Source organism: Microbacterium aurantiacum (genome assembly GCF_002872075.1).
Lineage (GTDB): Bacteria > Actinomycetota > Actinomycetes > Actinomycetales > Microbacteriaceae > Microbacterium > Microbacterium aurantiacum_A.
Genome location: NZ_PGGU01000011.1, coordinates 26,084 through 51,407, shown reverse-complemented (window position 1 = coordinate 51,407; position 25,324 = coordinate 26,084). Strand labels below are relative to the sequence as shown.

Below are 25,324 nucleotides of genomic sequence, written 5' to 3'. Positions count from 1 at the left end.
GACACGAGCGGTATCCCGAGTCTCGTGACGGCGCACAGCAGCGTCAGCGATCACAATCAAGGAGGATTCTGATGATCAGGAAGCCGCACGCCGCGCGGTTGGCTGCCGTGGGAGCCGTTGCTCTCACGGCTGTCGCGCTGGGCGGATGCAGCGCCCCCGGCGGGTCGGAAGGTGGCGAGAAGACCACCGTGACCGTCTGGCACGGCTTCACGGAGGCGGACGGAAAGGTCGTCGACGCGATCACCGACGAGTTCAACGCCTCGCAAGACGACTTCGTGGTCAAACTCGAGGTCAACCCGTGGAACGTGATCACCGACAAGCTCCTCCCCGCGGTCTCGTCGGGGAACGGCCCCGACCTCGTCGTGCAGACTCCGGAGGCCGGGCAGGGATACGTGAACCAGGGTGTCTTCATGTCGTTGCAGGACTTCTACGACGATCCCGACTTCGAGGCCGACACCTATTACCCGAATGTCGTCGACGCGGTGACGTTCGACGGCGATGTGTACGGAGTCCCGATGGGGTACGCGCCCTTCGCCGTCTGGTACAACAAGTCGATGTTCGACGCCGCGGGAATCACTGAGTTCCCGAAGACATGGGAGGAGTGGATCGCCCTCGCCGAACAGCTCACGGTCGACGAGAACGGCGACGGGGCTCCCGAGGTGTACGGACTGTCGCTGGCAGACAAGACGCCGACGTTCCTGCCGACCTGGCTGGAGGGTGCCGGCGGGCACGTCTACGCCGACGGGGAGGTCGTTCTCGACACCGAGCAGAATGTGGAGACCTTGCAGTGGTGGCGCGATGCGTATGCCGGCAATTGGGGTCCTCGCGATATCACGCTGGCCGAGTCCGTCGATGTCTTCAAGGCCGGCAAGGCCGCCATGACCCTCATCGGCCCGTGGATGATCGGCATCGCGGACAGCGTGGACATGGAGGTCGGGGTGTTCGAACTTCCCTCTGGACCGGAGAAGGTCGCCGCGGATGCGGCCGCGAACTACTGGTGGCTCACCTCGCAGGCGGAGGATGCCGAGGCGCAGGGCGCGATGGAGTTTCTCGCGTATTTCAACTCGCACGAATCGCAGGTGAAGTGGGCGCTCGAGGCCAACTATCCACCGAATCGCACGGACATCACGGCGGAGGAGCTGGCAGAGAATCCGTTCGTCGCCGACATGCTGCCGTTCACGGAGCACACCTTCGTCCGGCTCGGCGGCCTGCCGGGCGGAGCGACAGACGTCAATGCCGAGCTCGACAGCCTCTCGGTGCACATCACGCAGGGCACCGGCGGCGATGTGGCGACTCTGGTGGCGGAGACTGACCGCTCGCTCACCGAGATCCTCGCGGAGTTCGAGTAGACCCCGCTCCCGGACGGTCGCCACACCAGCGGCTGTCCGGGAACGTGATCCATCAGGAGAAGCAGACATGAGTGAGACCACCGCCCGGCGCTACCGCCCACCGCGGCCCCTGGGGGGCCGTGCCCCCCATCGTCAGGAGCGCGAGCGGAGCTTGAAGGCAGCCGCCTTCCTGGCGCCTGCGCTCCTCGTGATCGTGGGCTTCGTGTTCGTGCCGGCAGGCATCGCGCTGTGGACTTCCTTCACCGATGCGAGCGGATTCGGAGCGGCCGAGTGGGTCGGGCTGGACAACTACATCGAAGCGCTGACGGATGCCACCGAACTGCGTGCCCTCCTGAACACGGTGCTCTACGCGCTGTTGTACGCTCCCGCGGTCATCGCGGTGGGCTTGGGATCCGCTCTCCTGCTCAACCGGAGCGACATCCCGTTCCGTTCGTTCTTCCGGACCGCGATCTTCATGCCTTTCGTGATCTCGATGGCGGTGGCCTCGCTCGCCTGGAACTTCCTCCTCGATCCGAACCTCGGCCTGATTCCTCACTGGCTGGGGGCGATCGGCATCCGTCTGGGCGATGTGTTCGCCAATCCCGCAGCCGCGCTACCCGCGGTGGCGGCGGTCGCGATCTGGAAGAACTTCGGCTATTTCATGGTGATCTTCCTCGCCGGTCTCCAGGGCGTGCCGGCGCAGCTCTACGAGGCCGCCCGTCTCGACGGTGCCGGAGCCTGGCGTCGGTTCCTCGCGGTGACGCTTCCCGGTCTCCGCGGAACCATGACGTTCATCGTGATCTTCGCGATGATCGGCGCGTTCCAGGCGTTCGATCAGATCTACATCATGACCCAGGGCGGTCCCGACCACGCGACCGAGACCATCGTCTACCGCATCTACGTCGAGGGGTTCCGTGATTTCAAGCTCGGGTTCGCCTCGGCCCTGTCATACATCCTTCTGATGATCACCCTCGTCCTCGGGCTGATCCAGTTGAGAATCGGCGCCAAGCAGGAAAAGGATCTCGAATGATTCCGGCATCCGTGAGCCGCCCGCATCGACGGCGGAATCGTTCCTCCCTGTTCTCCCGGGCAGCTGTGCTGATCGGGCTGATCCTCCTCACCCTCGCAACGACCTTTCCGGTCCTCGTCGTCGTCATCGGCGCCTTCTCCCCGGAAGTCGACGTGATCAGTGCGCCGCCGACGTTGTTGCCTTCGCGATTCACTCTGGACAACTTCGTTGAGCTCTCCGAACGGATCCCGCTTCTCCAGGAGGGCTGGAACTCGGTCGCCTTCGCGGGGGCCGTCACCCTGTGCTCCCTCATGTTCAATGCGCTGGCCGCCTATGCGCTGGCACGTATCGACTTCCGCGGGCGGAGTGTGATCTTCACGGTGCTCGTGGCGACCATGATGATCCCGTTCCAGGCGCTGCTCGTGCCGATCTACCAGATCGCATCCGACCTCGGCTGGGTGAACACGCTGGCCGGACTCGTGATCCCGCGCGCGGCCGACGTCGCCGGTATCTTCCTGCTTCGCCAGTTCTTCGTCACCCTGCCGCGGGATCTGGATTCGGCGGCGCGTATCGATGGGGCAGGGGAGTTCCGGATCTTCTGGTCGATCGTGCTGCCCAACGCCAAGCCCGCACTTCTGACCATGGCGTTGTTCAACTTCGTCGGCAACTGGAACGACCTCCTCTGGCCGCTCATCATGACCAACGACGCAGCGGTCCGCCCACTCACAGCGGGCTTGGCTCTGCTCACCGGGTCAGCCACCGGCGTCGCACCCTACAGCGTTCTGATGGCGGGATCGCTCGTGGCGATCCTTCCCCTGCTGATCATCTATCTGCTCATCCAGCGACGTTTCATCGAAAGCGTCGCCATGACCGGCCTGAAAGGTTGAGAACTCACGTGAAATGGTTCGAAGACGGCGCACTCCACTTCGGGGTGGGCATTGAAGACACGTTCATCCCGCAGAGCGGGCCGGGCGAACGGAGGCTCGATGAGTATGAGCTCACCGAGCATTATGAACACTGGCACTCGGATCTGAAACTCGCGACCGACGCCGGTGCGCAGTTCATGCGATGGGGCATTCCCTGGCACCGGGTGAACCCAGGCAGGGGACAGTGGGCTTGGTCCTGGCTCGACCAGGTCATCGACCGCTTCGACGAGCTCGGATGCCGACCGATCATCGACCTGCTCCACTACGGAACGCCACTCTGGCTGGAAGGCGAGTTCGCGCATCCGGACTTCTCCGACCACTTCGCAGAGTTCGCGACCACTGTCGCGGAACGCTACGCCGACCGCGTGACCGACTACACGCCGGTGAACGAGCCGATGATCCATGCCCGCTTCTGCGGCGAACTCGCCTACTGGCCGCCGTACCTGTCCGGCGACCGTGGATACACGACGGTCGCCGTCGCGCTCGCGAAGGGGTTCGCGCAGGCGCAGCACGGGATCACTGAGGTCCTGGGCGACGGTGCGACCTTCGTCCACGTCGATGCGACCACGCGTTTCGTGGGCGACGTCGAAGGGGAGCACCGTGAGCTGGTCGAGTTCCAGCGCGCGCAGACGTTCCTCGTCGAGGACCTGGTGACAGGCAGGGTCAAGGCCGATCACTCGCTCGCGGGGCATCTTGCAGAACATGGAGTCGGTGATGACACGCTCGCCTGGTTCCTCGAGCACCCTGTCCAGCCCGACATCATGGGCGTGAACTACTACCCGCGCCACTCGACCCAGTTGATGGAGGAGGGCGTCGTCCACCGCGGCGGGTTCGTCGATCCCTGGCCCATCCGGGACGACGGCGTGGAAGGTCTTGCAGAGTTGCTGAAGACCTACGCCCAGCGATACGGCGCGCCGGTGATGCTGACGGAGACGTGCGTGACCGACACGGTCGACGTTCGCATCGCGTGGCTCGAGGACTCGGTGCGGTGCGTCGAGGACCTGCGTGCGGCGGGCACCAACGTCGTCGGCTACACGTGGTGGCCATTGTTCGACATGTACGAGTGGACCTACCGCCACGCCACGGGGCCGCGTGCGGACTCGCTGCTCACGATGGGCATGTGGGATCTGGTCGAGTCGCCAGCCGGCCTGCAGCGTCGCCAGAACCCGCTCGCCGATCGATTTCGTGCTCTCGCGCAGTCGTCGGGCCAGATGAACGCCTCACGACGGGCGGGCGTCGCATAAAGAAGGCAACTGCTCCAGGAGCTTCTTTGGGTGAGCAACCCGGAGACGACGGATGCCGCGGCCGATATCGGCCGCGGCATCCGCTCTTCCTCGAAGGATCTACTCCGCGACGGGAGCCGCCGGAGCGGGAGGAGGAGGAGTCGTCGGAGACGGTGTGCGGGGCTTCGCGGGCGCGGTCGCGGTCGCCTCGGCCATTCCGGTGCCGAAGCCGCGCCCGACGGCCTGGCCCTGGATGATGCCGGCGAGGTCGAGGCCGGTCGCCGCGTGCACGCTGTCGAACACCGAGCGCAGTGCCTTCGCGCTGTCGGCGCCGATGACGCTCGAGGCGCCGTCCTCGCCGGAGGATCCGATGATCGAGACGTTGCCGATGGCCGCGTAGCCCTTGGCGAACTCGCCCATGATCGACGGCAGCACCTGGAGCACCTGCTGCGACAGGAAGGCGTCCTGGTTCGATGCGATGGCTTTCGCCTCGGCCTCGAGCGCGGCCGCCTTCGCCTCACCCTCGGCACGGATGGCGTCGGCCTCGGCGTTGGCGCGCAGGCGGCGGGCCTCGGACTCGGCCTCGGCGAGAGCGCGCAGGGCGTGCGCCTCACCGGCGGCCTTCGCCTGCGTGGCGGCGGCTTCACCGTCGGCCTTGGCACGGTCGGCCTGAGCCTGCTGCTCGGCGATGCGGGTGCGGGCCTCAGCCTGCTTGACCTGCTCGATCGCGGCCGCCTCGGCCGCTTTCTCGCGGGTGTACAGCTCAGCCTGCGCCCGGGTCTCGGCCTCGTAGCGCTGGGCGTCGGCGACGCGCTTGACATCGGCATCCAGCTGGGCCTGCCGGTTCTCGGCCTGCTGCTGGAGCACGGCCTGCTCGGCCTGCGCGCGGGCCAGGTGCTCGGCCTGCTCGGCTTCGGCACGAGCCCGGCCGATGCCGGAGTCGGAGTTGGCGGTGTTCGTGTCGAGCGCCGTCTGCTCGATCAGGTTGGCTTCCTTGTTGGCGATGTTCTTCTGGTTGATCGCGCGGTCGGCGTTGGTCTGCGCGATCTCGGCGGCCTGGCGCTTCGCCTGGATCTCGGGCGCGCCGAGCGACTGGATGTAGCCGACGGCGTCGGTGATGCCCTTGATCTGGAACGAGTCGAGGATGAGCCCCTGCTCGGCGAGCTCCTGCGAGACATCGGCGGCGATCTGATCGGAGAACTTCTTGCGCTCGCGCATCAGCTCGACGACCGAGAGGGTCGCGACGATACCGCGCAGGGCGCCCTCAAGCTGCTCGGTGGTGAACTGCTCGATCGCCTTGTCCTGCGATGCGAAACGCTCTGCGGCCCGGCGCACGTAGACGGGGTCGGAACCGATCTTGACGATCGCGACGCCGTCGACGTTGAGCGTCACGCTGTCGAGCGACTGCGCTTCGGCGTTGAGGGTGACCTGGCGAGAGCGCAGCGAGATGATCTCGTGGCGCTGCGTGATCGGGTTGACGAGCGACTTGCCGTTGACGATCACCGTCACCGGCGACTCCTCGGTCTCGTCGCGACTGCCCGCGATGCCGTCGGTGCCGGTGAAGGCGACGGTGCGCTGCACCTTCTGCTTGCGCCCCGAGATGACGAGGGCTTCATCGGCTCGGGCGACCTTGATCCAGCTGCGCGCGAGCAGCAGCACCACCAGCGCGACGACGATCGCGGCGACGATGCCGATGCCTATGAAGAAAAGGGTGCCGACGGCGTCGGTGAACTGCATGACTTCCTCCGTGTCCACTCCGATGACTCGGAGTCCTACGTGGAACTATGCCAGATCACGGGAAAGCGCCGTCTCGATGCGCACGCGGCGGTGGATGCTCAGGCGCGGCGCAGCTTCTCGGTGAGGTCGCGCAGCGTGCGCAGTTCCTCGTCGTCGAGGCTGGACATGCGCTCGGCGATCGAGCGAGCGTGCACGGTCGCCAACGAGCGGAACGCCTTGGCGCCGGCATCCGTCGCGCGGACGACCGATCCGCGACCGTCTTCGGGATCCGGGCATTTCGCGATCAGTCCGCGGGTGACCATCCGGTCGACGAGACGCGAGACGCTGGGCTGGCTGATGAGCATGTTCGCGGTGACATCGCGCAGGCGGGCGGTCATGTCCGGGGCCCGGGTGACCGTGAGCAGCACGTCGTACTCGGCCTGCGTGACGGCGGCATCCTCGAAGTCGGCGGCCATGTCGCCGAACAGCTGATGCTGTGCACGGAACAGGCTCTCCCACGCCTCGATGGCGAGCTTGCGGTCGGTCATTCTGACAGCGTACTGGGAACGGTAAAGGGCCGGTCGGAGAGGCTCCCGACCGGCCCTTGTCCCTTGCACCAAGAGTGTCCTGCAATCACATGCGGTGGATGCCACAGCAAACATTCACCGTGTGATAACTGTATAACGGCGGGGTAACGAATGCAACGGTTTGGTCACGGAAAGTTTTCAACGGGCAGGCTCTCGCGCCCACGCGCTCACCCGCCACGCTCCGTTGTCACCTCAGGTGGGCATGTGGGCCTGAGCTTCCGGTCCGAGATTTATCGCGTCCAGGAGTTCTGCGGCGGGGTCGGGGTGCTGACATTCGAAAAGGGCTGCCAGCAGGTGTCGCGGCTCGGCTTTTCGAACGTTCTCGGCCCCGGCGATGCCCACAGCTCGGGCAATCACACCGCGGAGCCCCGACGTGGGGGACACGCTTCCGGCTCGTCGGCGAGGGATCGGAGCGGGCGTCATCTCGACGTCGAGCCCGATGGCCGCCAGCGCGACGCGGTCGAGGTGCTCGGCGGCGTCCCGCGCCTTCTCGACGTCTGTCCCGAGGTGGCTGGCGATGGCCGGATCGTGGAGGAGGCCGAGCAGAAGGTGATCGGTTCCGACTCGGCGGTCTCCTCGCCTCGTTGCTTCTTCTGCGGCGTGCGCCAGCGCGGCTGTCGCCGTCGATGTGATCGGTCCAGACATCTCGACCTACTTCCTGTATTTGGCGTGAATCGATTGGCGGGATACGCCAAGCGCATCGCCGATCTGCTCCCACGACCAGCCCTGCGCTCGGGCGGCGCGAACCTGATGTGCCTCAACCTGCTCTGCCATCCGGTGAAGGGCACCGACAGCGCGCAGGCCGACCGCAGGATCCGTCGCCTGGAGTCGGGATTCGACGCTTTCGTCCATCATGTCGTCAGTCTGGCTTGACAAGGCGGAACTGTCAAGCCAGACTGACAACCGTTGTCAGGCCAGACTGACAGAAGGTGAGGGTGTGATGGACGATGGCGAGTTCGCTATCCGGGTTGACGGCATGCGGATGCGGTACGGGGCGAGAGACGTGCTGGACGGCGTGACCCTTGACGTGGTCCGCGGCGAGGTTCTGGCTCTACTGGGCCCGAACGGCGCGGGGAAGACGACCACGATAGAGATCCTGGAGGGGTTTCGCATGCGATCTTCCGGCCACGTATCGGTTCTCGGCGTCGATCCGGCGCGCGGCGATGAGGCGTGGCGGGCCAAGATTGGCATCGTTACACAGTCCTGGCGAGACCACGCGAAGTGGCGAGCGGGTGAATTCCTCGCTTACCAGGGGTCGTACTACGCGTCTTTCACGTCGACGTCCACTCCCCGGCCTTGGCCGGTCGCAGAACTGCTGGACGCGGTCGGCTTGACCGATCACGCGAAGACCCCGATCGGACGGCTGTCCGGCGGGCAGCGCCGCCGGCTCGATGTGGCCATCGGCCTCGTGGGGCGACCGGAGCTCGTACTTCTCGACGAACCGACGACGGGCTTCGACCCGGAAGCGAGAGCCGATTTCCACGCGATCATCCAATCGGTCACGACGCGGTACAACACGACGGTCCTGCTCACCACGCACGGTCTCGACGAAGCCGAGAAGCTGGCCAGCCGCGTAGCAGTGCTTGCCGGCGGCAGGATCATCGCCGACGGCACACCGCTGGAACTAGCACGACAGATCGTCGGTGAAGACGAGGTGCGCTGGTCTGAGAACGGGACGCAACACACCCATTCCGTGGCCGACTCCACTGGGTTCGTTCGAGAACTCTTCCTTCGGCGCGGCGATGCGGTGCACGATCTCGAAGTCCGCCGCTCTTCATTGGAGGACACCTACCTCGCCCTGGTCCGCAAGGCAGAGACAGCCCGCACCGCGCCCACCGAAAGGTCTGCGGCATGAGCGCCATCGCTATCCGGGCCGGCTTCCGTGCCGGCCTCATCGAGCTGCGCCAGGGATTCACCGGCAGCGCACTCATTGCCCAACTCTTCTGGCCGATCGCCACACTGGTCGCCATCTGGCTTCTTCGCGATCTGCCGTTCTCCGGCGCCCGACTCGGCCCGCTGATCCTGCCGAGCACGGCAGGGATGTTCGTCGCTTTCGGCATGCTGCTGACGGTGCAACAGCTGGCAACCGACCGCGAAGACGGCACCCTGCTGCGCGCGAAAGCCACCCCGTACGGTATTCGCGGCTACCTCGTCGGGAAGTTCGTCAACGTTTCCGCCACTGTTGTCATCTACCTGCTCATCCTGCTCATCCCCGGGGCGATACTCATCGGCGGTCTTTCGGTCAACGTCCCGGGAGTTCTCACGCTCGCCTGGGTGCTGGTCCTCGGGTTCATCGCCACTCAGACGCTCGGCGCCATACTGGGAGCGTTCGTGGAGAGCTCTCGCGGCGCCGGCATGCTGTCCGCGCCGGTGATCGGGCTCATCGCGATCTCCGGCATCTTCTATCCGATCGCCGCGCTCCCCGAGTGGCTCCAGTTCGTAGGCCAGGTCTTCCCTGTCTACTGGCTCGGCCTCGGCATGCGTTCAGCGCTCCTGCCGACAGACGCTGCTTCCCTCGAGATAGGCGAGTCCTGGCGCCACATTGAAACCGCGGGCGCCCTCAGCGCCTGGGCCGTGGCGGGACTGATCATCGCGCCCGTCGTGCTGCGCCGCATGGCCCGACGTGAGTCCGGTTCTCGCGTCGCACAACGACGTGAGAATCTCGAGACAAGAATCGGATGAGGCTAGGTTCGCGCCCGCCCCTTGCCTCATGGCGTGGGCACGCAGAAGGCCCGAGCGGAGCTGCCGTGTCTGCACCATGATGTCGGCGTTCTGCCGTGCGGCGCGGTCGCAACGTGCCGACGCCGAGGCTCCGACCCCCGCTCGGTCGAGATTCCGGACCTCGCGCGTCTCAACCGCTGGCCTTGGTCACCGACGGCGTGCTGCGGGGCCAGGTCCAGGCGTATCGCAGGATGAGGGCGAGAACGATCAGCTCCAGTGCGACGCCGAGGAAGTAGAAGTACATCCATGACTCGCCCAGCTCGCCGACCGCGTTGAAGGCCGCGAAGGGGACCTGTATCGAGGCCACGATGAGGTTCGCGATGCGGCTGGCCCTGGCCGGCAGCGTCATCGACAGCACGACCATGAAGATCGGGATCGCCAGGAGCGTCAGCGCGGTGATCGCCCAGGTCTGGGTGATGTCGAACTCCCAGACGACACCGATGAGGATGTCATCGACGACGCCGGGTTTGTAGAAGGCGAGAATGTCCACATAGATGTACAGGAACATGAAGCTCGTCCACGCGGCGGCGAGCTTGGCCCTGACCGGCACCTGCTGCTCTTCCAGTGCCGTGGCGGTGGATTGACGTGTACTCATCGGGTGCTCCTTTTGTCGTGTGAGGTTTCGGGGTGCGTGATGCGCAGCACCACGTTGCCCCGCTTGCGCCCGGTGTCGACGTAGCGGTGCGCTTCGACGATGTCGGCCAGATCGAAGGACCGGTCGATGACAGCCCGGTAGCGGCCGGAGTCCGCAAGGCTGACGAGGTGCGCGAGCTCGTCGGCGCCGGGCTTGCCGACGTTCCAGGTGACGAGCTTTCCCGAGCGGCGGGTCTGCCCACGGCTGCGCAGCATCGACCACAGGTCGCTGATGACGAGCAGGAGCGCCCCGCCGGGGTTGATGGATGCCTCTACGCGGCTGAAGAGGGCATTGCCGACGCAGTCGACGATCACGTCGTACGAGTCACCTGCTGAGGTGAAGTCCTGTCGGGTGTAATCGATGACCCGGTCGGCGCCGAGTGATGTGACCAGTTCGGCGTTGCTGCCGCTCGTGACGGCGGTCACGTCGGCGCCGAGATGCTTCGCCAGCTGGATCGCGGCGGTGCCGACCGCGCCGGATGCTCCGTTGACGAGCACCGAGGTGCCCGGCCCGATCGCGACCTGGTTGAAGAATCCCTGCGCGGTGATGCCGCCGAACACCAGCGTCACCGCCTCCTCGAGGTCCATGGTCTCGGGTGCCCGGGTGATCGCCCCATCGGCGGGCAGGCACACGTACTCAGCATGACCGCCGAACGCTGCGCCCATCGAGGCGATGACGCGGTCGCCGGGGGAGAAGGCGGTGACGCCCGAGCCGATCGCCGCGATGACGCCCGCGGCATCCATGCCCAGAACGGGCCGGCTGGGCCGGAACAGGCCGAGTCCGATGGCGGCGAGCATCCCGAGGCCGCTCGGGATGTCCCGAGCGCGAGATCTGTGGTCGGCGACGCTCACCGTGCTCGCGTGCACCCGGATGAGCACTTCGCCGGGCTTCGGCGAGGGGACGGCGCGCTGTTCGACGCGCACGACATCCGGCGCGCCGAAGCGGCGGTAGACGGCCGCGGTCATGGTCGTGTTGGTTGTCATGACTCGATGCTCGCGGTCTAGGGGATCCGCGTCATCGGCCAGACGGCCCTGATCCGCTCGGCCGAAAGTACGGCTCCGAGTCCGTGCTGAAGGCCGATATCTGAGGCGCCAGATCGGGCGAGCATCGAGACATGTCGCAACAGATGAGAACCAGTCGCCCACGTGCCACGCAGAAGGCAGAGAAGAGCGGGTGGCTTGCGATCACGGGCCTCCTCCTGCTCAGCGCAATCCCTGTGCTCGGTGGGGTGTTTCGCCTGAGGGAGATAGGCGCCGACCCCGAGAGCACCGCGCTCTTGGCCTCATCGGTGGCGATGGTCGCGCACATCGTTGCGATGACCGTGTTCTGCGTCCTCGGCGCATTCCAGTTTTCTCCGGCACTGCGAACACGGCGTGGTTGGCACCGTGCCGCCGGCCGTCTCCTGATCCCCGCTGGATTCATCGCGGCGCTGTCCGCCACCTGGCTCGCGGTCTTCTTCGGTGGCCGGCCGGATGAGTTCGCACTCGCGATGGTTCGCCTCGTCTTCGCGGCAGCGATGACGGTGTTTCTCGTGCGCGCAGTGATCGCGATCCAGCGCCGCGACTTCGCTGCGCACGGCGCATGGATGACGCGCGCCTATGCGATCGCCGTCTCCGGCGGAACTCAAGCGCTCGTCTTCGCGCTGTGGACGATCCCGCTCGGTGAGGTAGACGCCTTCGGCGAGACATGGCTCGTTGCCGCCGCCTTCGTGATCAACAGTGTCGTGGCCGAGTTGCTCATTCGCAGACGGTCCGGCCGGAGGACGCGCGAGGTGTCGAGCCGTGGTGCGCTTGTATCCTGACGTGGTGACCGGCCTCTTGCGTTCCGCGTGGAGTGCGCCGAGCGCGTCGCCCCCTCCGCCGCGCCGGGTCTGGCGGGATTGGGTTCTCCTGGCTCTTGTCGCCGTGCTGGCGGTGGTCGAGGGCACGTTCAGAACCGACCTGTCGCAGCCGGTGCTGATGGTGATCGCGTTGCTCGCTGTGCTGCCGACCGTGCTGTGGCGCCGCACGAAGCCGCTGGTGATGCTCGTCGTGGTGATGGTGCCGATCGACCTGCTCCTGCCCGACCCCGTCTTCTATACGAACCTCTTCGTCATGGTGATCGTGTACGCGGTGTATCGCTGGGGGTCAGGTCGCGACCTGATGATTGGGTCGGCCCTTCTCGTCGCGAGCCTCGGCCTCACGTTCGTCCGCGGGGGAGGCCTCGACGAGCTCGTCGGCGGATTCGCGCTGCTGCTGACGATGGCGCTGCTCGGCACCGCGTTTCGCTATCGGGCGGGATCACGCAGGCGCCTCCTCGACAGCATCCGGATGCGGGAGCGTGAGCACCTTGCCCGTGACCTTCACGACACCGTCGCCCACCACGTCTCGGCCATCGCGATCCGCGCCCAGGCGGGTCTCGCGGTGGCGGGGCGAGACCCGCGTGCAGCGCAGGACGCGCTCGGTGTGATCGAGGCGGAGGCGGCCAAGACCCTGAGCGAACTGAGGTCGATGGTGCGAGTGCTGCGGCAGGGCGAGACGGCGGAGCTCGCACCGAACCCACAGCTGGGCGACATCGAACAGCTCGCCGGAACGCGGCCGGGCGGCGCAGACGTCACTGTGCAGGTCGAAGGCGACGACGGCAGCATCCCGCCTCCGGTGGCTGCCGCGGTCTTCCGTCTGGCGCAGGAGTCGGTGACCAACGCCCTCCGACACGGGCGGCAGGTCACCCGTGTCGAAGTGCTCGTGGAAGCGGACGAAAGCGGGGTGCGGTTGAGCGTGACGAATGACGGCGACGTCGCCGCGTCGGCGACGCCCGGCTTCGGCATCATCGGCATGACGGAGCGTGCCGCTCTGCTCGGCGGCACCTGCCAGGTGGGACCTGCGCCCCGCGGTGGGTGGGTCGTCACCGCGGTGCTCCCTCGTGTTGGATGGGCACCATGACCATCCGCGTGCTCATCGCCGACGACCAGGAACTCGTGCGCACCGGGCTGAGCATGATCCTCGGCGCGCAGCCGGACATCGAGGTCGTGGGTCAGGCAGCCGACGGCAACGAAGCGGTCGCCCTCGCTCGCAGCTTGCGACCGGACGTCTGCCTGTTCGACATCCGGATGCCCGGCCTCGACGGCATCGAGGCGACCCGCGTGCTCGCCGGCCCGGGCGTGGACGACCCGATGGCGGTCGTCATCGTCACGACCTTCGACCTCGACGAGTACGTCTTCGCAGCGCTGCGGGCGGGCGCCAAGGGCTTTCTGCTCAAGGATGCAGGTTCCGAGTTGCTCGCCCAGGCGATCCGCGCTGCTGCGAGCGGGGATGCCCTGATCGCCCCCAATGTCACGGTGCGGCTGCTCGAGGCCTTCGCCGGAGCGAGACCGGCTGCGCCACCCCCGCAGCCGGTCGAGCCGCTCACCGAGCGTGAGGAACAGGTGCTCGCGAAGGTCGCGAGCGGACTGAGCAATGGCGAGATCGCGAGCGAGCTGTACATCACTCTCAGTACGGTGAAGACGCACATCGCGAGCCTCATGACGAAGCTCGGCGCCCGCAACCGCGTCGAGATCGCCATCTGGGCGCATCAGACGGGGCGGATGCGCGCCCGAACCACCGGCGAGGCCCGCTGACTCTGCGCGCCCCAAGCGAATCCGCGCCACGCTCCCTGCGGGACCAGCCCACGAGCAGCCCTCCCTGGCGATATAGGCGGCACTGCGGAATGAAAAGAGGCGGGTGGTGCCTTCGCGACTGCAGGCCTCGCCGCAGTGAGATTCCTGACAACTCCGGTGAGACCCTATCGCTCAAGCGGAGCTGCTTTGCTAGAGTCGGCTCGGGTTGACGTACCCGCCGCTCGCAGCTTCGGCATGGTGAACACGTCGCTTCGATTCGATCCGCGTGCATCCTGTTCGAGCACGGCGACTCTGGCAATGCGAGCACCAGGACGGCCGCTCGATATCAAGGAGCAACCGTGATCCCTTTCACCATTGACGAAGCCAAGACCCTCGCGCGATCGCTACGCGACTCCCTACCGAACGGTGTGGAACTGACCCACGGCCAGGCCCTCGACCTCGTGTCGCGGACTCTGGGGTTCGCTGACTGGAACGAGCTTTCCGCGCAGTACAAGCAACCAGGCTTCGGCCCAGCGATGCCGGTTCTGCGTGTGTTCGACATCGACCTGGCTCGCTCGTTCTACGTCGACGTCTTGGCGTTCACGATCGACTTCGAGCACCGATTCGAACCCGGCATGCCGACCTTTCTCGGAGTCAGCCGTGGTGATGCTTCCGTGGGGCTCAGCGAGCACCACGGGGACGGCACACCCGGCTCCGTCGTCTGGGTGCCGACTCGTAACCTCGACGGCTACCGGTCTCACGTGACACGGGGTGCGTCGGGCAAGCTGCGGCCGAGCATCGACCGGGATGCACCCGGTGGCCCGACGATGACCATCATCGATCCGTTCGGGAACGAGCTGCGGTTCTGCGAACCGCAGTAGGCGCGCCGAAGCGATCGTTTCCGGAGATCGACAGTCTCGGTCGAGGTGCGTGAATCGCGACGGTAGATGTCAGCGCGATCACGGGATCACGGGGATAAATGTCATGTCTGATGCGCGCCCGACGTCGGGCCGTGGAGGCGATCGGTCCGGAAGCGATGGTTCGCGTCCTGTAAGAGACTCCGGTTACGGTGGTTGTGTGAGTGCACCCGAAGCATCCAAGGTCGAGCTGCCGGCACGCCGATAGCTCATGACCTCGACGTCGCCCCATCTGAGCGGGCGCCTCTTCGCGATTCCAATCGCACGTGTGTGAGTACCGATGTGCTGGTCCGCCCAGACCGACACCTCACCTCGAAAGATGCACCATGCCACTCGTCATCGTCCTACTCGCTGTCGCGGTCTTCGCGCAAGGAACATCAGAATTCATGCTCGCCGGGCTCCTCCCGGCAATCGCCAGGGACCTCGCAATCAGCATCCCGCAGGCGGGGCTCCTAACCTCAGCCTTCGCCGTCGGGATGATCGTAGGGGCCCCACTCATGGCCGCCATCAGCCGCCGATGGTCGCCTCGGCTCGCACTATCGAGCTTCCTCCTCATATTCATCGCCATGCATGTGCTCGGAGCACTAACAGAGGACTTCGGCGTCCTCCTCATCACTCGCATTGTCGCTGCACTCACCAACGCTGGTTTTCTCGCCGTCACCCTCTCCACGGTCTCGGCGCTCGTGCCAGCTGACCGAACCGCACGAGCGCTCGCGGTCATCCTCGGAGGAACCACCCTTGCGCTGATAGCGGGAGTTCCCGGTGGCGCGATGATCGGGGCTCTCCTTGACTGGCGTGCAGCCCTGTGGGGTGTGGCCGTCATCTCGGTGCCCGCCCTAGTCGCAGTAATCCTGGCGACCCCAATGCGGACGGCCAGCGAACAACGTCCCACGACGCTCTCGGATGAGCTTGCGGCATTGCGTCGTCCGGCGCTGCTCGTACCTCTCGGGCTCGGGGCGCTGGTCAACGGCGCAACGTTCTGCGCCTTCACCTATCTCGCACCTGTCGTGACAGAGTCGGCGGGCCTCCCGGCGGCGGCAGTGCCCGCAGTGTTGGCTGTCTTCGGTGTCGGATCGTGTGCCGGGGTGTGGGTGGCCGGACGGTACGGCGATCGCCACGCCACGAATATCCTCACGATCGGTGGAGCCGCATTGCTCGTCGGTTGGGGAGCGTTCTCGGCCCTGTCCACAGTCCCGTTCGCCGTGTTCACGCTCGCGCTCGTCCAAGGCGCGCTCTCCTTCGCTGTAGGGAGTATGCTGATCGCCGCGTCGATCCGCGCCGCAGTGACTGCGCCAACGATGTCGGGGTCGTTCGCGACAGCGTCGCTCAACATCGGTGCGGCCGCCGGCCCTGTCCTCGGCGGCCTCGCCTATGCGACCGCGGCCGGAGCGACCGGACCGCTCATAGTCAGCGCAGCACTGCTCTGCGCCGCAGCACTGACGTTTGCAACGACAAGAGGGATGGTGAAGTCATGATGACTACGGATGGGTCCAAGTGAACGCCGGAGACCCAGAACCCGGTCGGCGGCCGAACTGAATATGGTCAGCCTGATGAATCGTCCGCGTCGGCCGGTGCCCACACTCTCCCAGCGTTGAGCCGGGTCCACTGCTGGCGCGGTTCGTCCCATTCGCGCGCGACACGGTGAGCCAGATCGTGGAGTCCGGACCCCACCCAGCGATGACCGTCGCGTATTCGCCGTCGACGTCGATCAGCCTCGTGGCCGCGGAAAGGGACGAGCCACCTGCCGTCGCGAGTTGTGACGCGGAACCAATCGTGGCGACGAGACGCGGTCACCTCCATCGGATACTCCCGGCACAGGTTCGCCCAGTCGGTGGCCGAGCCGATCTCGAGAATCCGCCCCGCTCCGCGTACAGGTATGACGGTCGCAATCTCCCAGCCGGGAATGTCCTCCACAAGTTGGAGTGCGTCGATCGCGTTCGCTCGGGTCTCAAGGAGCTGCGGCACCGACCACCATATCCCCGAGAATCTGGCGTGCGGGTTTGTCGGGCGCTCCCGAGGGGTTCGCTTCTCTTCCTCCCGCTGCTCGGTGGCTCACCTCGCGAGGACTCCAGCCGAAGACCGTCCGATCGGCGCGCTGTCGGAGGCGAACCGCCAGTCGACAGCCCACTGTGCTGTTGCAAACGGCGCGGTCAGGGCGGGGGCATCATCACTGTCGACAGGGGCTCGGCGCTCTGCTCGGCCATCACGCGTCCTGCACCGAACTGGACGAGAGTCGCACGCCGATACCCCAACCGGCACGACGCGCGATGAACACGCCGAGCACGCTGATGCCTGCGAACGCGAGCATGAGCAGCCGGGCGGAGGCCGCGTGGTCGGGCGCCGCGATGTTCACCAGCACCCCGGCCAGGGCTGCACTGAACGCGCTCGCGATGATGAAGACGGTGTTGACCGCGGCGGCGGCCTTTGCGCCTTCCTCCTCGTCGGTCGTGCTGCCCAGAGCCGCGACGGTCAGGTGCGGGAACCCCAGCCCGATGCCCGCGCCTGCCAGGAACAGGGTCACGAACCACAGGACGATGACCAGGGGTGTGGGGCCTTCGTGCTGGAGGAGACCGTACGCGGCCAGGCCGAGGGCGACGACGAGCGGGCCGACGGTGATCAGGACACGGCGGGAGCGGATGCCGGTGGCATTGGCCGTGACGATCTGGGTCACGGACCATCCCAGCGACAGCGCTGCTCCCAGCAGCCCGGCGACGAACGGGATCAGCCCGCCGATCTCCTGGCCGAACAAGGGGATGAAGGCCTCGGTGCCGATCCCGAACGCCAGCACCGCGACGGCCAGGTAAACCCAGCCGAGCGACGATCCTTTGGCGAACGTCACCCGGGGCAGGATGCCGGTGCCGGCGTGCCGCTCGTGGCGGAGGAACCAGCCGCAGAGGCCGATGCCGACGACGAGGGCGACGACAGTGCCGGCGCCTCCCGGTACGACGCTCGCGACGCCCACCGCGCTCACGCCGCCTGCGAGGAGGATGAGGGAAACCCACGGGACCGGGTCGCTCGACCGTCCTCGCGCCGTTCGTGGGAGGGCTCGAACCGCGACGATGCCGATGAGGGCGCAGGCGACGGCCAGTCCGATGAACGTCACCCGCCACGCATCGAGCTGGGCGAACAGGCCACCGACGACCGGGCCCACGATGTTGCCCACACCCCACATCGCCGAGACGAGCGCGGCGGCGCGTGCCCAGAGCCGCTCGGGCAGGGAACGCTGGATGAGCGCGTAGCCGAGTCCGGCGAGCAGCCCGCCACCGAGGCCCTGGACAGCGCGCCCGAAGAGCAGTGCCGACATCCAGGGACTTGCCGCGCACAGCAGTGAACCGAGGGCGAACAGGCCGAGCGCCAGCAGGTATGCGCGAGTGGCCCCCTGCCGCGTCAGGATCCTGCTCACCAGCATCGAGCTCACCACCGAGGCGAGCAGGAACGTCATCATCGTCCAGGCGTAGAACTCGGCGCCGCCGATCTCCCCGACGATCGTCGGCAGCAGGCTCGTCGTGAGATAGACGTTGCTCGCCTCGAGCAGCACTCCGCCCGCGAGGACGGAGGCGACAGGGGCATAGCGGCTGCCGAGCAGCTCACGCCATTTTCCGCCGGATGCGGTCTCCTGCTGGGTCTGCGTCATCGATCGGTCCTTCGTCGCGTCGGGGGAGGTGATGGTCTTGGCGTCGATTCCGCCGACCAGTCGTCACGCTAATACCTCGAGTAAGCTTGAGGTCAAGTTCGAGAACGGAGGCGGCGTGGAACCCGACGATCTGCTCGCGATCGGCGAAGTGACGCGGCGCACCGGCGTGCCGGCATCCGCTCTGCACTTCTACGAGCAGCTGGGTCTTATCGCTTCGCTCCGAACATCCGGCAACCAGCGCCGATATCGCCGGCACATGCTCCGGCGGATCTCGCTGATCGTGGTCGCGAAGCGACTCGGCATCCCGCTCAGCGATGTGCAGGAGGTCTTCCAGAGCCTGCCGCTCGACGACCCGCCCTCGCAGCGCGACTGGCGACGCGTCGCTCAGCAGTGGCGCGCCCAGCTCGAGGTGCGTCGCACGCAGCTGGATCATCTGCAGCGCGAGCTCACCGGCTGCATCGGGTGCGGATGCCTCTCGCTGAAAGCCTGCCGCCTCCTGAACCCGGAAGATGCGCTGGGCATCGACGGACCGGGGCCGCGGCGCATCTGAGGCATCTCAGATATGCGGGTGCCTGTTTCCAGCCCGTTGAGATGTATACCGACTCTCGTTCTAGATCTCGAACGCCGAGACCATCCGCGCGAGTGCGGTGAACGCGCCCTCGAGCTGCTCGGGATCGAGGGGCCCCAATAGAGCGTTCGCCGAGAGCAGCCCGATCGTCGCGCTGGAGAGCGCGAGCGCCAGGTGTTCGGCATCGATATCGGTGCGGAGTCGCCCTTGCCCCTGCAGCCGTCTGAGCCACTCGATGACCAGGAGGTGCCTGGCGCGATATCGGCCGTCGGTGACGGCAGAGACATGACTGCCGAGGATGCCGCGGTCGTCGAGGAACGCCGCCGTCATCAGCCGATCGTCGAGAAGCGCCCGCACCGCGCTGCGATAGGCGTCACTGAGAGTGACGTCGTCGGTCAGGCCCGCATCCACTCGCGCCTGCATGCGGGCTCCCGCGCGCTGCAGCAGCGCGTCGAGGATGTCGGTCTTGCTCTCGAACTCGAGGTACACCGCGCCTTTGCCGATTCCTGCGCGCGCGGCGACCGACGCGACGCTGGTCGCGTCGAAACCCTGCTCGAGCACGAGTTGTTCGGCAGCGTCGAGGATCGCCGTGCGTCGATGGGGCAGGCGAGGGCGCGGCATCAGATCCCGCTCTCGAGGAAATCGACGATCGCCGCGGTGACCACGTCCGGTCGGTCGCGCTGCACCCAGTGCCCCGCACCCGGTACCTCGACGAGTCTCCCGGACGGGAGCAGCTCGGCCGCCGTTCGGGCGCGTGTGATCGCGACGCCGCTGTCATGACCGCCATGCACGACGAGCGCGGGGGTTGCGATCTCGCTGAGACGGTCGGTGTAGTCGGTTCGCAGACCGTGCGGCAGCACCTGGTCCCGTTGCCATTCACCGAACACTTCCAGCGCGGTTCCGGACGACGCCTCGTCGGCGACCGCTCGCACGAGCTCCGGGGTCCGCGACGACGGATTGCGCACGATGGAGCGCAGTCCGCGCTCCATCGCCGCAGGATTCTTCGCATACGACCTCGTCATGGCGGCGAGAAGCCCCGAGCGCAGAAGCAGATACGTCGCGTAGTGGGACAGGCCGCTGAACGCGCCGTCCGAGAGCTTCGGCATGAACCCGAAGCTTCCGAGCAGGATCAAGGCGCGCGGCCCGTCCGGGCGTTCGAGCGCGTGCCCGAGTGTCAGGCCGCCGCCGAGGGAGAGGCCGCCGACGACGTAGTCGTCGAGCTCCAATGCATCGACGACTTCTCCCACATACTTGATCAGCGATTGCTGCGTCAGCGGCCAGTCCGCCCTCGTGCTCTGACCGAAGCCGGGGTGGTCGGGAGCGAGCACCCGGTGGCCGGTGGCTGCGAGGGCGGGACCGAGCTCGCCCCAGGAGAGTTCCGCGCTGTCGCTGCCGCCGCCATGCAGGAGAAGGATGGTCGTGGTCGGCCGCGTCGCAGTCCATTCTGCGACCGAGACGGTGGCACCTTCGATATCCACCGAGAGTCGACGACTGAGCACGTCACTCTCCGTTCTGACCAGAAATACGTTTCCGGTCACTACGAGTGAACCACACTTCAGCGTTCGTGCCTACTGCGTCGCAGAGGTCGGTCCTTGACAAAGAAACTGAGTGCGCTCATAATCAAGTGTAGTCGTTATTGAGTGACCAAACTCGGAGGAACCCATGAACACCGCACCCGTCAACACCTCGTACGCGAAAGCCCCGAACAAGACCCTGACCGCGAGCGGGATGACTTTCGCCTATCGCGAGCTCGGCCAGGAGGAGGAAGTCCCGGTGGTGTTCTTCGTGCACCTCGCCGGCACCCTCGACAACTGGGATCCCCGGATCGTGGATGCGATCGCGCAGCATCGTCATGTGATCACCTTCGACCAGCAGGGCGTGGGCGGGTCGTCCGGAAAGGTTCCGGCGACGCTCGAGCAGGCCGCCGATGACGCCTATGCGTTCATCGCTGCGCTCGGCTACTCGAAGATCGACGTGTTCTCGTTCTCGATGGGCGGCATGATCGCTCAGGATCTGATCGTCAAGCACCCCTCCCTCGTGCGCAAGCTCGTGCTCACCGGTACCGGCCCGCGCGGCGGGAAAGGCATGGGCAAGGTCATCGGCACGACCTACTGGGATGTGTTCCGCGCGACGGTGACCCGCTCGGACCCGAAGGAGTTCCTCTTCTTCAACCGCGATGCGGCAGGAAAGAAGGCCGGCAAGGCCTTTGTGAACAGGCTCAAGGAGCGCACCGCCGACCGGGACAAGGACATCAAGCTGCCGGCGTTCCAGACGCAGCTGAAGGCGATCGCCAAGTTCGGGCGGTCCGCGCCGTCGGACCTCTCGGTCATCACGGGCCCGACCCTGATCGCCAACGGCGACAACGACAGGATGGTCCCTTCCATCCTGTCCAACGACCTCCACTCGCGGATCCGCGGCAGCGAGCTGATCATCTACCCGGACTCCGGGCACGGCGGCATCTTCCAGTACTGGGAGAAGTTCGCACCCGTCGCCGTGAAGTTCCTCACCGCTGCTGAGCCTGCGGCGACGGGGTCATGATCTCGGCCACGCCGAGATTCACACGCAAGGCCTTCGCCGGAAGCATCCAGCTCTGGAAGCGCGACGGTGATCGGGGGGAAACCAGCTCATGACACGGCATACAGACACCGTTCGGTTCCACGACGCCGTGACGCGATCCCTTCACGTCGACGGAGTTGAGATCGCCTACCGCGAGCTCGGTCCCTCGGAAGGCGTCCCGCTCATCGCGCTGAATCACCTCGGCGCGAATCTCGATGACTGGGATCCCCGCATCGTCGACGGGCTCGCGACGGATCGACGGGTCATCCTGCTCGGCTATCGCGGTGTCGGCAGATCGGGAGGGCAGGTGCGCGACTCGATGGAGCAGATGGCGGATGACGTGATCGCCGCCGTGCGCGCGCTCGACCTGCGCCGCTTCGATCTCTTCGGCCTTTCCATGGGAGGAATGGTCGCGCAGGAGGTCGTGCGGCAGGCGCCTGAGCTCGTCGCTCGGCTGATCCTGATCAGCACCGGTCCGGCCGGTGGACCCGAACTCACCGAGATGACCCGGGTGATGGTCGGCGGAACCGTTCGCGCCTCGCTCGCCTTCGCCGATCCGAAGGAGCGGCTCTTCTTCACGCGCAGCGCGGCGGGCAAGAAGGCTGGTCACGATTACCGGCGCCGCCTGCGGGAGAGGGATGCCGATCGCGACGGCCGGGTCGCCCTCGGCGTTCTGCGGGCGCAGCTCTCGGCCGTGCATCGCTGGGGAGAGGCGCCGCTTTCTACGATCGCGCGATTCGGCGGGCCGGTGCTGGTCCTCCACGGCGACAGCGACCGCATGGTCCCGGTCGGGAATGCGAGCGCGCTGGCCCGCGTGTTCCCCGCGGCCGACGTGACCGTCTTCCCGGATGCCGGCCACGGCGCCGCGTTCCAGAACCACTTCGAGGTCATCGTCGCCGTGCGGGCTTTCCTGCACCGGTGACGCGGCCGACTCGTGACATCACAACGAACACCGATCGAAGGAGCAAGACCCATGAGAGCGTTCGTCCTCTCGAAGTACAACACCGCGGTGCGGGAAGCAGACGTGCCGGAGCCGGTGGTCGGCGAGCGCGACGTCCTCGTGCGCGTGCAGGCTGCCGGGCTCAACCAGCTCGATGAGAAGATCCGGATCGGAGAGTTCAAGCTCATCCTGCCGTACCGTCTGCCGATCACGCTCGGCCATGATGTCGCGGGCACCGTCATCCGCGTCGGCGCCGGAGTCCGCGGTTTCAAGCCCGGTGACGAGGTCTACGCACGCCCGCGTGATCACCGCATCGGCACGTTCGCTGAGCGGATCGCGATCGATGAGAGGGACGTCGCACTCAAGCCGGCATCGGTCGCGATGGATGAGGCCGGTTCGCTGCCGCTCGTGGCGTTGACGGCCTGGCAGGCGTTGGTCGAGATCGCCGACGTCCGCCCCGGGCAGAAGGTTCTCATCCACGCCGGTGCGGGCGGCGTCGGCTCAATCGCCATCCAGCTCGCGAAGCACCTCGGCGCCCAGGTCGCCACGACAGCCAGCGCGGGGAACGCCGAGTTCGTGCGGGTGCTCGGCGCCGATCGGGTCATCGACTACCGTACCGAGGACTTCGAACAACTGCTCAGCGGATACGACGTCGTCCTCGACAGCCTCGGGCGTGAGAATCTCGAGAAATCTCTGCGCATCCTGCGGCCCGGGGGCAAGGCGATCGGCATCTCCGGTCCTCCGACTCCCGAATTCGCCCGCGCCGCTGGTCTCAACCCGATCCTCCGGCTCGCCGTCTCCGCCTTGAGCCGCAAGGTCCGCACGCAGGCCAGGCGGCTCGGCGTCGACTACACGTTCCTCTTCATGCGCGCCAGCGGTGATCAGCTCCGTGAGATCGCCGAGCTCGTGGACGGCGGAGTCATCCGCCCGATCGTCGGCCGCGTGTTCCCGTTCAACGAGACCGTCGCCGGGATCGACTCCCTGGCCGCAGGAGGCATCCGCGGGAAGGCCGTCATCAGCAACCCCTGAGGCTTCCCAGTTCGAAAGCCGGACAGACGAAGGCCCCGCGACTTATCGATCGCGGGGCCTTCGTCGTCTCGGCTACAGCACGGCGGAGGCGAGCTGCGGGTAGAGCGCCTCGAGCGGTGCGCTCAGGGCGGCCTTGAGCTGCACGGAGATGTCGTCGGCGAGCACTTCGTACTCGCCTGCCTCCGTCGCATCCAGCACCTTGGTCACGAGGACGGCGGGGTCGAGCTTCGGGTCGGTGACGTTCGCCGCCATCGCGGTGTCGACGTACCCCACGTGCACGCCGACGACGTGCACACCGGCCGGCGCCAGTTCGATGCGGAGCGAGTTCGTCGCGGACCACAGCGCGGCCTTCGTCGCGCTGTAGATGCCGGCGACTGCGTACCAGCTGAGTGCGGAGTGGATGTCGATGATCGCGGCTCCCGGCTTCGCCGACAGGATCGGGGCGAAGGCGCGAGCCAGGAACAGCGGGCCGAAGAAGTTGATCTCGACGTTCGAGCGGATCTCCTCGTCGCTGTGGGAGAGGATCCCGGGGCTCGAGACCGATGCGCCGGCGTTGTTGATGAGGACCGTGACGTCGGGGGCGGCGGTGACGGCTGCGGCGATCGAGGCGGGATCGGTCACATTCAGGGTGAGCGGCACGATGCGCTCGTCATCCCACTCGCGCGGTGTGCGAGCGGATGCATAGACCTTGGCAGCACCGCGCGCGAGGGCCTGGTGGACGAATTGCGTGCCGATGCCGCCGTTCGCGCCGGTGACGAGGACGACTGCTCCAGAGAGGGTGGGCATGATGTTGATCTTTCTGTAGGGGTGGGGGCGGAGGGGAGGGGGCGTCAGACTCGCGCGAGGAGCGGGTAGTCGACGTAGCCCTCGGCTCCGCCGGTGTACAGCGTCGCCGGATCGACCTCGTTGAACGGCGCGTCGGTTCGCAGGCGCTCGACGACGTCGGGGTTCGCGAGGGCGAAACGCCCCAGGGGTGCGATGTCGGCGAACCCGGCCTCGATGTCGTCGGCGATCTGCGCGCGGGTACGGCCGTAGCGCACGACGAGCACGGCGGTCGGCCACGCCTCACGCAGCGACGCCAGGAGCTCGTCATCCCCGACATGGTGCAGGTGCAGGTATGCGAGGTCGAGCGGGGCGAGCGCGCTGACCAGTTGCCGGTACTGCGCTCGCACGCTTTCGGTCTCGCCCTCGTCGATTCCGCCGAGCGGCATCGCCGGGGACAGGCGGATGCCGACCCGATCGGCGCCGATCTCGTCAGCGACCGCCTGAGCGACCTCCACGACGAAGCGCGAGCGGTTCTCGATCGAGCCACCGTAGGCATCGGTGCGGTGGTTCGCGTTCGGAGAGAGGAACTGGTGGAGAAGATAGCCGTTGGCGCCGTGGATCTCGATGCCGTCCGCTCCCGCGGCGATCGCCGAGGCTGCCGCTTGGCGGAAATCGGCGATCACATCCTGGATGTCGTCGAGGCTCAGTTCGCGAGGCGTCGGGATCTGCTGCGGGCCATTCGCGGTGAACATCTCCTGCCCGGGCGCGATCGCCGATGGGGCGACCGGCTGGCGGTGGTGCGGGGTGTTGTCGGGGTGGGAGATCCGCCCGACGTGCATGAGCTGCACGAAGAGCGAACCGCCGCCGGCGTGCACGGCATCCGCGACTCCGCGCCACCCGGCGATGTGAGCGTCGGTGTAGATGCCGGGGGTGTTCAGGTAGCCCTGGCCGTCCGCGGACGGCTGGGTGCCCTCGGTGATGATGAGACCGAGCGACGCGCGCTGACCGTAGTACTCGGCGACAAGAGGTCCGGGTGTGCCGTCGCGCTCGGCGCGATTCCGTGTCATGGGAGCCAGTGCGACGCGGTGCGGAAGCTCCACTCGCCCGAGGGTGAACGGCTGCCAGAGAGATGAAGAGGTCATGCGGGGCTGATCCTTAGGTGTGCGGCGAGTCGTCACCTCCGGGAACCGGGGTCGG

At 66.8% G+C, this 25,324-nt stretch carries 26 protein-coding genes; 15 read left to right on the top strand and 11 right to left on the bottom strand.

Annotated elements, in window-relative coordinates:
• The first annotated feature begins 71 nt into the window (after nucleotides 1–71).
• From CUR96_RS09090 to CUR96_RS09075, 4 genes are all read left to right on the top strand, one after another.
• A complete protein-coding gene (locus tag CUR96_RS09090; RefSeq protein ID WP_102192994.1) occupies nucleotides 72–1,349 on the top strand; it encodes an ABC transporter substrate-binding protein in 1,278 nt (425 codons plus the stop codon).
• 67 nt (nucleotides 1,350–1,416) lie between these two features.
• Nucleotides 1,417–2,358: a carbohydrate ABC transporter permease gene (locus CUR96_RS09085; RefSeq protein WP_102192993.1), complete on the top strand. Its 942-nt coding sequence runs from the start codon at nucleotides 1,417–1,419 to the stop codon at nucleotides 2,356–2,358.
• Nucleotides 2,355–3,224, top strand: a complete 870-nt coding sequence (locus CUR96_RS09080) for a carbohydrate ABC transporter permease (protein WP_102192992.1) — start codon at nucleotides 2,355–2,357, stop codon at nucleotides 3,222–3,224. Before CUR96_RS09085 ends, CUR96_RS09080 begins: the two co-directional genes overlap by 4 nt.
• Nucleotides 3,225–3,232: 8 nt before the next feature.
• Nucleotides 3,233–4,507, top strand: coding sequence for a family 1 glycosylhydrolase (locus CUR96_RS09075; RefSeq protein WP_102192991.1), 1,275 nt, complete (start codon nucleotides 3,233–3,235; stop codon nucleotides 4,505–4,507).
• A gap of 99 nt (nucleotides 4,508–4,606) precedes the next feature.
• On the opposite strand, the gene CUR96_RS09070 is transcribed toward CUR96_RS09075, so the two are convergent.
• From CUR96_RS09070 to CUR96_RS09055, 4 genes are all read right to left on the bottom strand, one after another.
• Entirely contained in the window at nucleotides 4,607–6,223 is a 1,617-nt protein-coding gene (locus tag CUR96_RS09070) for an SPFH domain-containing protein (RefSeq protein WP_102192990.1), read from the bottom strand.
• A 98-nt stretch (nucleotides 6,224–6,321) separates the two neighbouring features.
• On the bottom strand, nucleotides 6,322–6,750 hold the full coding sequence (locus CUR96_RS09065; RefSeq protein ID WP_102192989.1) for a MarR family winged helix-turn-helix transcriptional regulator: 429 nt from the start codon (nucleotides 6,748–6,750) through the stop codon (nucleotides 6,322–6,324).
• Between the two features lie 231 nt (nucleotides 6,751–6,981).
• Nucleotides 6,982–7,434: a Clp protease N-terminal domain-containing protein gene (locus CUR96_RS09060; protein ID WP_102192988.1), complete on the bottom strand. Its 453-nt coding sequence runs from the start codon at nucleotides 7,432–7,434 to the stop codon at nucleotides 6,982–6,984.
• 6 nt (nucleotides 7,435–7,440) lie between these two features.
• Nucleotides 7,441–7,644 (bottom strand): helix-turn-helix domain-containing protein, encoded by a 204-nt coding sequence (locus CUR96_RS09055; RefSeq protein WP_102192987.1) that lies wholly within the window; start codon nucleotides 7,642–7,644, stop codon nucleotides 7,441–7,443.
• A gap of 85 nt (nucleotides 7,645–7,729) precedes the next feature.
• Here CUR96_RS09055 and CUR96_RS09050 point away from each other — a divergent pair, with 85 nt between their 5' ends.
• Nucleotides 7,730–8,644 carry an ABC transporter ATP-binding protein gene (locus tag CUR96_RS09050; RefSeq protein WP_102192986.1) on the top strand — a complete coding sequence of 305 codons (915 nt, stop codon included), beginning with the start codon at nucleotides 7,730–7,732 and terminating at the stop codon, nucleotides 8,642–8,644.
• Nucleotides 8,641–9,471 carry an ABC transporter permease gene (locus CUR96_RS09045; RefSeq protein WP_102192985.1) on the top strand — a complete coding sequence of 277 codons (831 nt, stop codon included), beginning with the start codon at nucleotides 8,641–8,643 and terminating at the stop codon, nucleotides 9,469–9,471. Before CUR96_RS09050 ends, CUR96_RS09045 begins: the two co-directional genes overlap by 4 nt.
• Before the next feature lie 169 nt (nucleotides 9,472–9,640).
• Here CUR96_RS09045 and CUR96_RS09040 read toward each other — a convergent pair whose 3' ends face one another.
• Both CUR96_RS09040 and CUR96_RS09035 read right to left on the bottom strand, forming a co-directional pair.
• Complete coding sequence (locus CUR96_RS09040; protein ID WP_102192984.1) at nucleotides 9,641–10,105, bottom strand: DUF6326 family protein; 465 nt, start codon at nucleotides 10,103–10,105, stop codon at nucleotides 9,641–9,643.
• Nucleotides 10,102–11,127 (bottom strand): NAD(P)-dependent alcohol dehydrogenase, encoded by a 1,026-nt coding sequence (locus tag CUR96_RS09035; RefSeq protein ID WP_102192983.1) that lies wholly within the window; start codon nucleotides 11,125–11,127, stop codon nucleotides 10,102–10,104. The genes CUR96_RS09040 and CUR96_RS09035 overlap by 4 nt, the downstream gene beginning before the upstream one ends.
• A 131-nt stretch (nucleotides 11,128–11,258) precedes the next feature.
• Here CUR96_RS09035 and CUR96_RS09030 point away from each other — a divergent pair, with 131 nt between their 5' ends.
• The 5 genes from CUR96_RS09030 (at nucleotide 11,259) to CUR96_RS09010 (ending at nucleotide 16,110) form a co-directional block, all read left to right on the top strand.
• Complete coding sequence (locus CUR96_RS09030) at nucleotides 11,259–11,945, top strand: DUF2306 domain-containing protein (protein ID WP_102192982.1); 687 nt, start codon at nucleotides 11,259–11,261, stop codon at nucleotides 11,943–11,945.
• A 4-nt stretch (nucleotides 11,946–11,949) separates the two neighbouring features.
• A complete protein-coding gene (locus CUR96_RS09025; protein WP_102193008.1) occupies nucleotides 11,950–13,065 on the top strand; it encodes a sensor histidine kinase in 1,116 nt (371 codons plus the stop codon).
• Nucleotides 13,062–13,739: a response regulator gene (locus tag CUR96_RS09020; protein ID WP_102192981.1), complete on the top strand. Its 678-nt coding sequence runs from the start codon at nucleotides 13,062–13,064 to the stop codon at nucleotides 13,737–13,739. Before CUR96_RS09025 ends, CUR96_RS09020 begins: the two co-directional genes overlap by 4 nt.
• Before the next feature lie 338 nt (nucleotides 13,740–14,077).
• The gene (locus CUR96_RS09015) at nucleotides 14,078–14,599 is read left to right on the top strand and encodes a glyoxalase superfamily protein (protein ID WP_219721973.1); all 522 of its coding nucleotides are present in this window, start codon (nucleotides 14,078–14,080) and stop codon (nucleotides 14,597–14,599) included.
• Between the two features lie 362 nt (nucleotides 14,600–14,961).
• Entirely contained in the window at nucleotides 14,962–16,110 is a 1,149-nt protein-coding gene (locus tag CUR96_RS09010; RefSeq protein ID WP_102192980.1) for a Cmx/CmrA family chloramphenicol efflux MFS transporter, read from the top strand.
• A gap of 728 nt (nucleotides 16,111–16,838) precedes the next feature.
• Here CUR96_RS09010 and CUR96_RS09005 read toward each other — a convergent pair.
• Entirely contained in the window at nucleotides 16,839–18,269 is a 1,431-nt protein-coding gene (locus CUR96_RS09005) for an MFS transporter (protein WP_102192979.1), read from the bottom strand.
• Between the two features lie 115 nt (nucleotides 18,270–18,384).
• On the opposite strand from CUR96_RS09005, the gene soxR reads away from it, so the two are divergent.
• Nucleotides 18,385–18,819 (top strand): redox-sensitive transcriptional activator SoxR, encoded by a 435-nt coding sequence (gene soxR / locus CUR96_RS09000; RefSeq protein WP_245861158.1) that lies wholly within the window; start codon nucleotides 18,385–18,387, stop codon nucleotides 18,817–18,819.
• A 60-nt stretch (nucleotides 18,820–18,879) separates the two neighbouring features.
• Here soxR and CUR96_RS08995 read toward each other — a convergent pair whose 3' ends face one another.
• On the bottom strand, nucleotides 18,880–19,458 hold the full coding sequence (locus CUR96_RS08995) for a TetR/AcrR family transcriptional regulator (RefSeq protein WP_102192977.1): 579 nt from the start codon (nucleotides 19,456–19,458) through the stop codon (nucleotides 18,880–18,882).
• Complete coding sequence (locus CUR96_RS08990) at nucleotides 19,458–20,336, bottom strand: alpha/beta fold hydrolase (protein WP_102192976.1); 879 nt, start codon at nucleotides 20,334–20,336, stop codon at nucleotides 19,458–19,460. The genes CUR96_RS08995 and CUR96_RS08990 overlap by 1 nt, the downstream gene beginning before the upstream one ends.
• 163 nt (nucleotides 20,337–20,499) lie before the next feature.
• Between CUR96_RS08990 and CUR96_RS08985 the strand changes: the two genes are divergently transcribed.
• From CUR96_RS08985 to CUR96_RS08975, 3 genes are all read left to right on the top strand, one after another.
• On the top strand, nucleotides 20,500–21,375 hold the full coding sequence (locus tag CUR96_RS08985) for an alpha/beta fold hydrolase (protein WP_102192975.1): 876 nt from the start codon (nucleotides 20,500–20,502) through the stop codon (nucleotides 21,373–21,375).
• 88 nt (nucleotides 21,376–21,463) lie between these two features.
• Nucleotides 21,464–22,315 (top strand): alpha/beta fold hydrolase, encoded by an 852-nt coding sequence (locus tag CUR96_RS08980; protein ID WP_102192974.1) that lies wholly within the window; start codon nucleotides 21,464–21,466, stop codon nucleotides 22,313–22,315.
• 51 nt (nucleotides 22,316–22,366) lie between these two features.
• Nucleotides 22,367–23,362 (top strand): NADP-dependent oxidoreductase, encoded by a 996-nt coding sequence (locus CUR96_RS08975; RefSeq protein ID WP_102192973.1) that lies wholly within the window; start codon nucleotides 22,367–22,369, stop codon nucleotides 23,360–23,362.
• Between the two features lie 72 nt (nucleotides 23,363–23,434).
• Here the strand turns inward: CUR96_RS08975 and CUR96_RS08970 are convergent, their stop codons facing one another.
• On the bottom strand, nucleotides 23,435–24,148 hold the full coding sequence (locus CUR96_RS08970; RefSeq protein WP_102192972.1) for an SDR family oxidoreductase: 714 nt from the start codon (nucleotides 24,146–24,148) through the stop codon (nucleotides 23,435–23,437).
• 44 nt (nucleotides 24,149–24,192) lie between these two features.
• Nucleotides 24,193–25,269, bottom strand: a complete 1,077-nt coding sequence (locus tag CUR96_RS08965) for an alkene reductase (RefSeq protein ID WP_102192971.1) — start codon at nucleotides 25,267–25,269, stop codon at nucleotides 24,193–24,195.
• Between the last annotated feature and the right edge of the window lie 55 nt (nucleotides 25,270–25,324).

Excerpts from the sequence above, each read along its gene's own strand:
- CUR96_RS08980 (WP_102192974.1), top strand. The coding sequence starts at position 21,464 with ATGACACGGCATACAGACACCGTTCGGTTCCACGACGCCGTGACGCGA.
- CUR96_RS08970 (WP_102192972.1), bottom strand. The coding sequence starts at position 24,148 with ATGCCCACCCTCTCTGGAGCAGTCGTCCTCGTCACCGGCGCGAACGGC.
- CUR96_RS08965 (WP_102192971.1), bottom strand. The coding sequence starts at position 25,269 with ATGACCTCTTCATCTCTCTGGCAGCCGTTCACCCTCGGGCGAGTGGAG.
- CUR96_RS09050 (WP_102192986.1), top strand. The coding sequence starts at position 7,730 with ATGGACGATGGCGAGTTCGCTATCCGGGTTGACGGCATGCGGATGCGG.
- CUR96_RS09080 (WP_102192992.1), top strand. The coding sequence starts at position 2,355 with ATGATTCCGGCATCCGTGAGCCGCCCGCATCGACGGCGGAATCGTTCC.
- CUR96_RS09090 (WP_102192994.1), top strand. The coding sequence starts at position 72 with ATGATCAGGAAGCCGCACGCCGCGCGGTTGGCTGCCGTGGGAGCCGTT.
- CUR96_RS09040 (WP_102192984.1), bottom strand. The coding sequence starts at position 10,105 with ATGAGTACACGTCAATCCACCGCCACGGCACTGGAAGAGCAGCAGGTG.
- CUR96_RS08985 (WP_102192975.1), top strand. The coding sequence starts at position 20,500 with ATGAACACCGCACCCGTCAACACCTCGTACGCGAAAGCCCCGAACAAG.
- CUR96_RS09065 (WP_102192989.1), bottom strand. The coding sequence starts at position 6,750 with ATGACCGACCGCAAGCTCGCCATCGAGGCGTGGGAGAGCCTGTTCCGT.
- CUR96_RS08975 (WP_102192973.1), top strand. The coding sequence starts at position 22,367 with ATGAGAGCGTTCGTCCTCTCGAAGTACAACACCGCGGTGCGGGAAGCA.
- CUR96_RS09035 (WP_102192983.1), bottom strand. The coding sequence starts at position 11,127 with ATGACAACCAACACGACCATGACCGCGGCCGTCTACCGCCGCTTCGGC.
- CUR96_RS08995 (WP_102192977.1), bottom strand. The coding sequence starts at position 19,458 with ATGCCGCGCCCTCGCCTGCCCCATCGACGCACGGCGATCCTCGACGCT.
- CUR96_RS09060 (WP_102192988.1), bottom strand. The coding sequence starts at position 7,434 with ATGTCTGGACCGATCACATCGACGGCGACAGCCGCGCTGGCGCACGCC.
- CUR96_RS09020 (WP_102192981.1), top strand. The coding sequence starts at position 13,062 with ATGACCATCCGCGTGCTCATCGCCGACGACCAGGAACTCGTGCGCACC.
- CUR96_RS09085 (WP_102192993.1), top strand. The coding sequence starts at position 1,417 with ATGAGTGAGACCACCGCCCGGCGCTACCGCCCACCGCGGCCCCTGGGG.
- CUR96_RS09070 (WP_102192990.1), bottom strand. The coding sequence starts at position 6,223 with ATGCAGTTCACCGACGCCGTCGGCACCCTTTTCTTCATAGGCATCGGC.
- CUR96_RS09010 (WP_102192980.1), top strand. The coding sequence starts at position 14,962 with ATGCCACTCGTCATCGTCCTACTCGCTGTCGCGGTCTTCGCGCAAGGA.
- CUR96_RS09005 (WP_102192979.1), bottom strand. The coding sequence starts at position 18,269 with ATGACGCAGACCCAGCAGGAGACCGCATCCGGCGGAAAATGGCGTGAG.
- CUR96_RS09055 (WP_102192987.1), bottom strand. The coding sequence starts at position 7,644 with ATGATGGACGAAAGCGTCGAATCCCGACTCCAGGCGACGGATCCTGCG.
- CUR96_RS09030 (WP_102192982.1), top strand. The coding sequence starts at position 11,259 with ATGTCGCAACAGATGAGAACCAGTCGCCCACGTGCCACGCAGAAGGCA.
- CUR96_RS09045 (WP_102192985.1), top strand. The coding sequence starts at position 8,641 with ATGAGCGCCATCGCTATCCGGGCCGGCTTCCGTGCCGGCCTCATCGAG.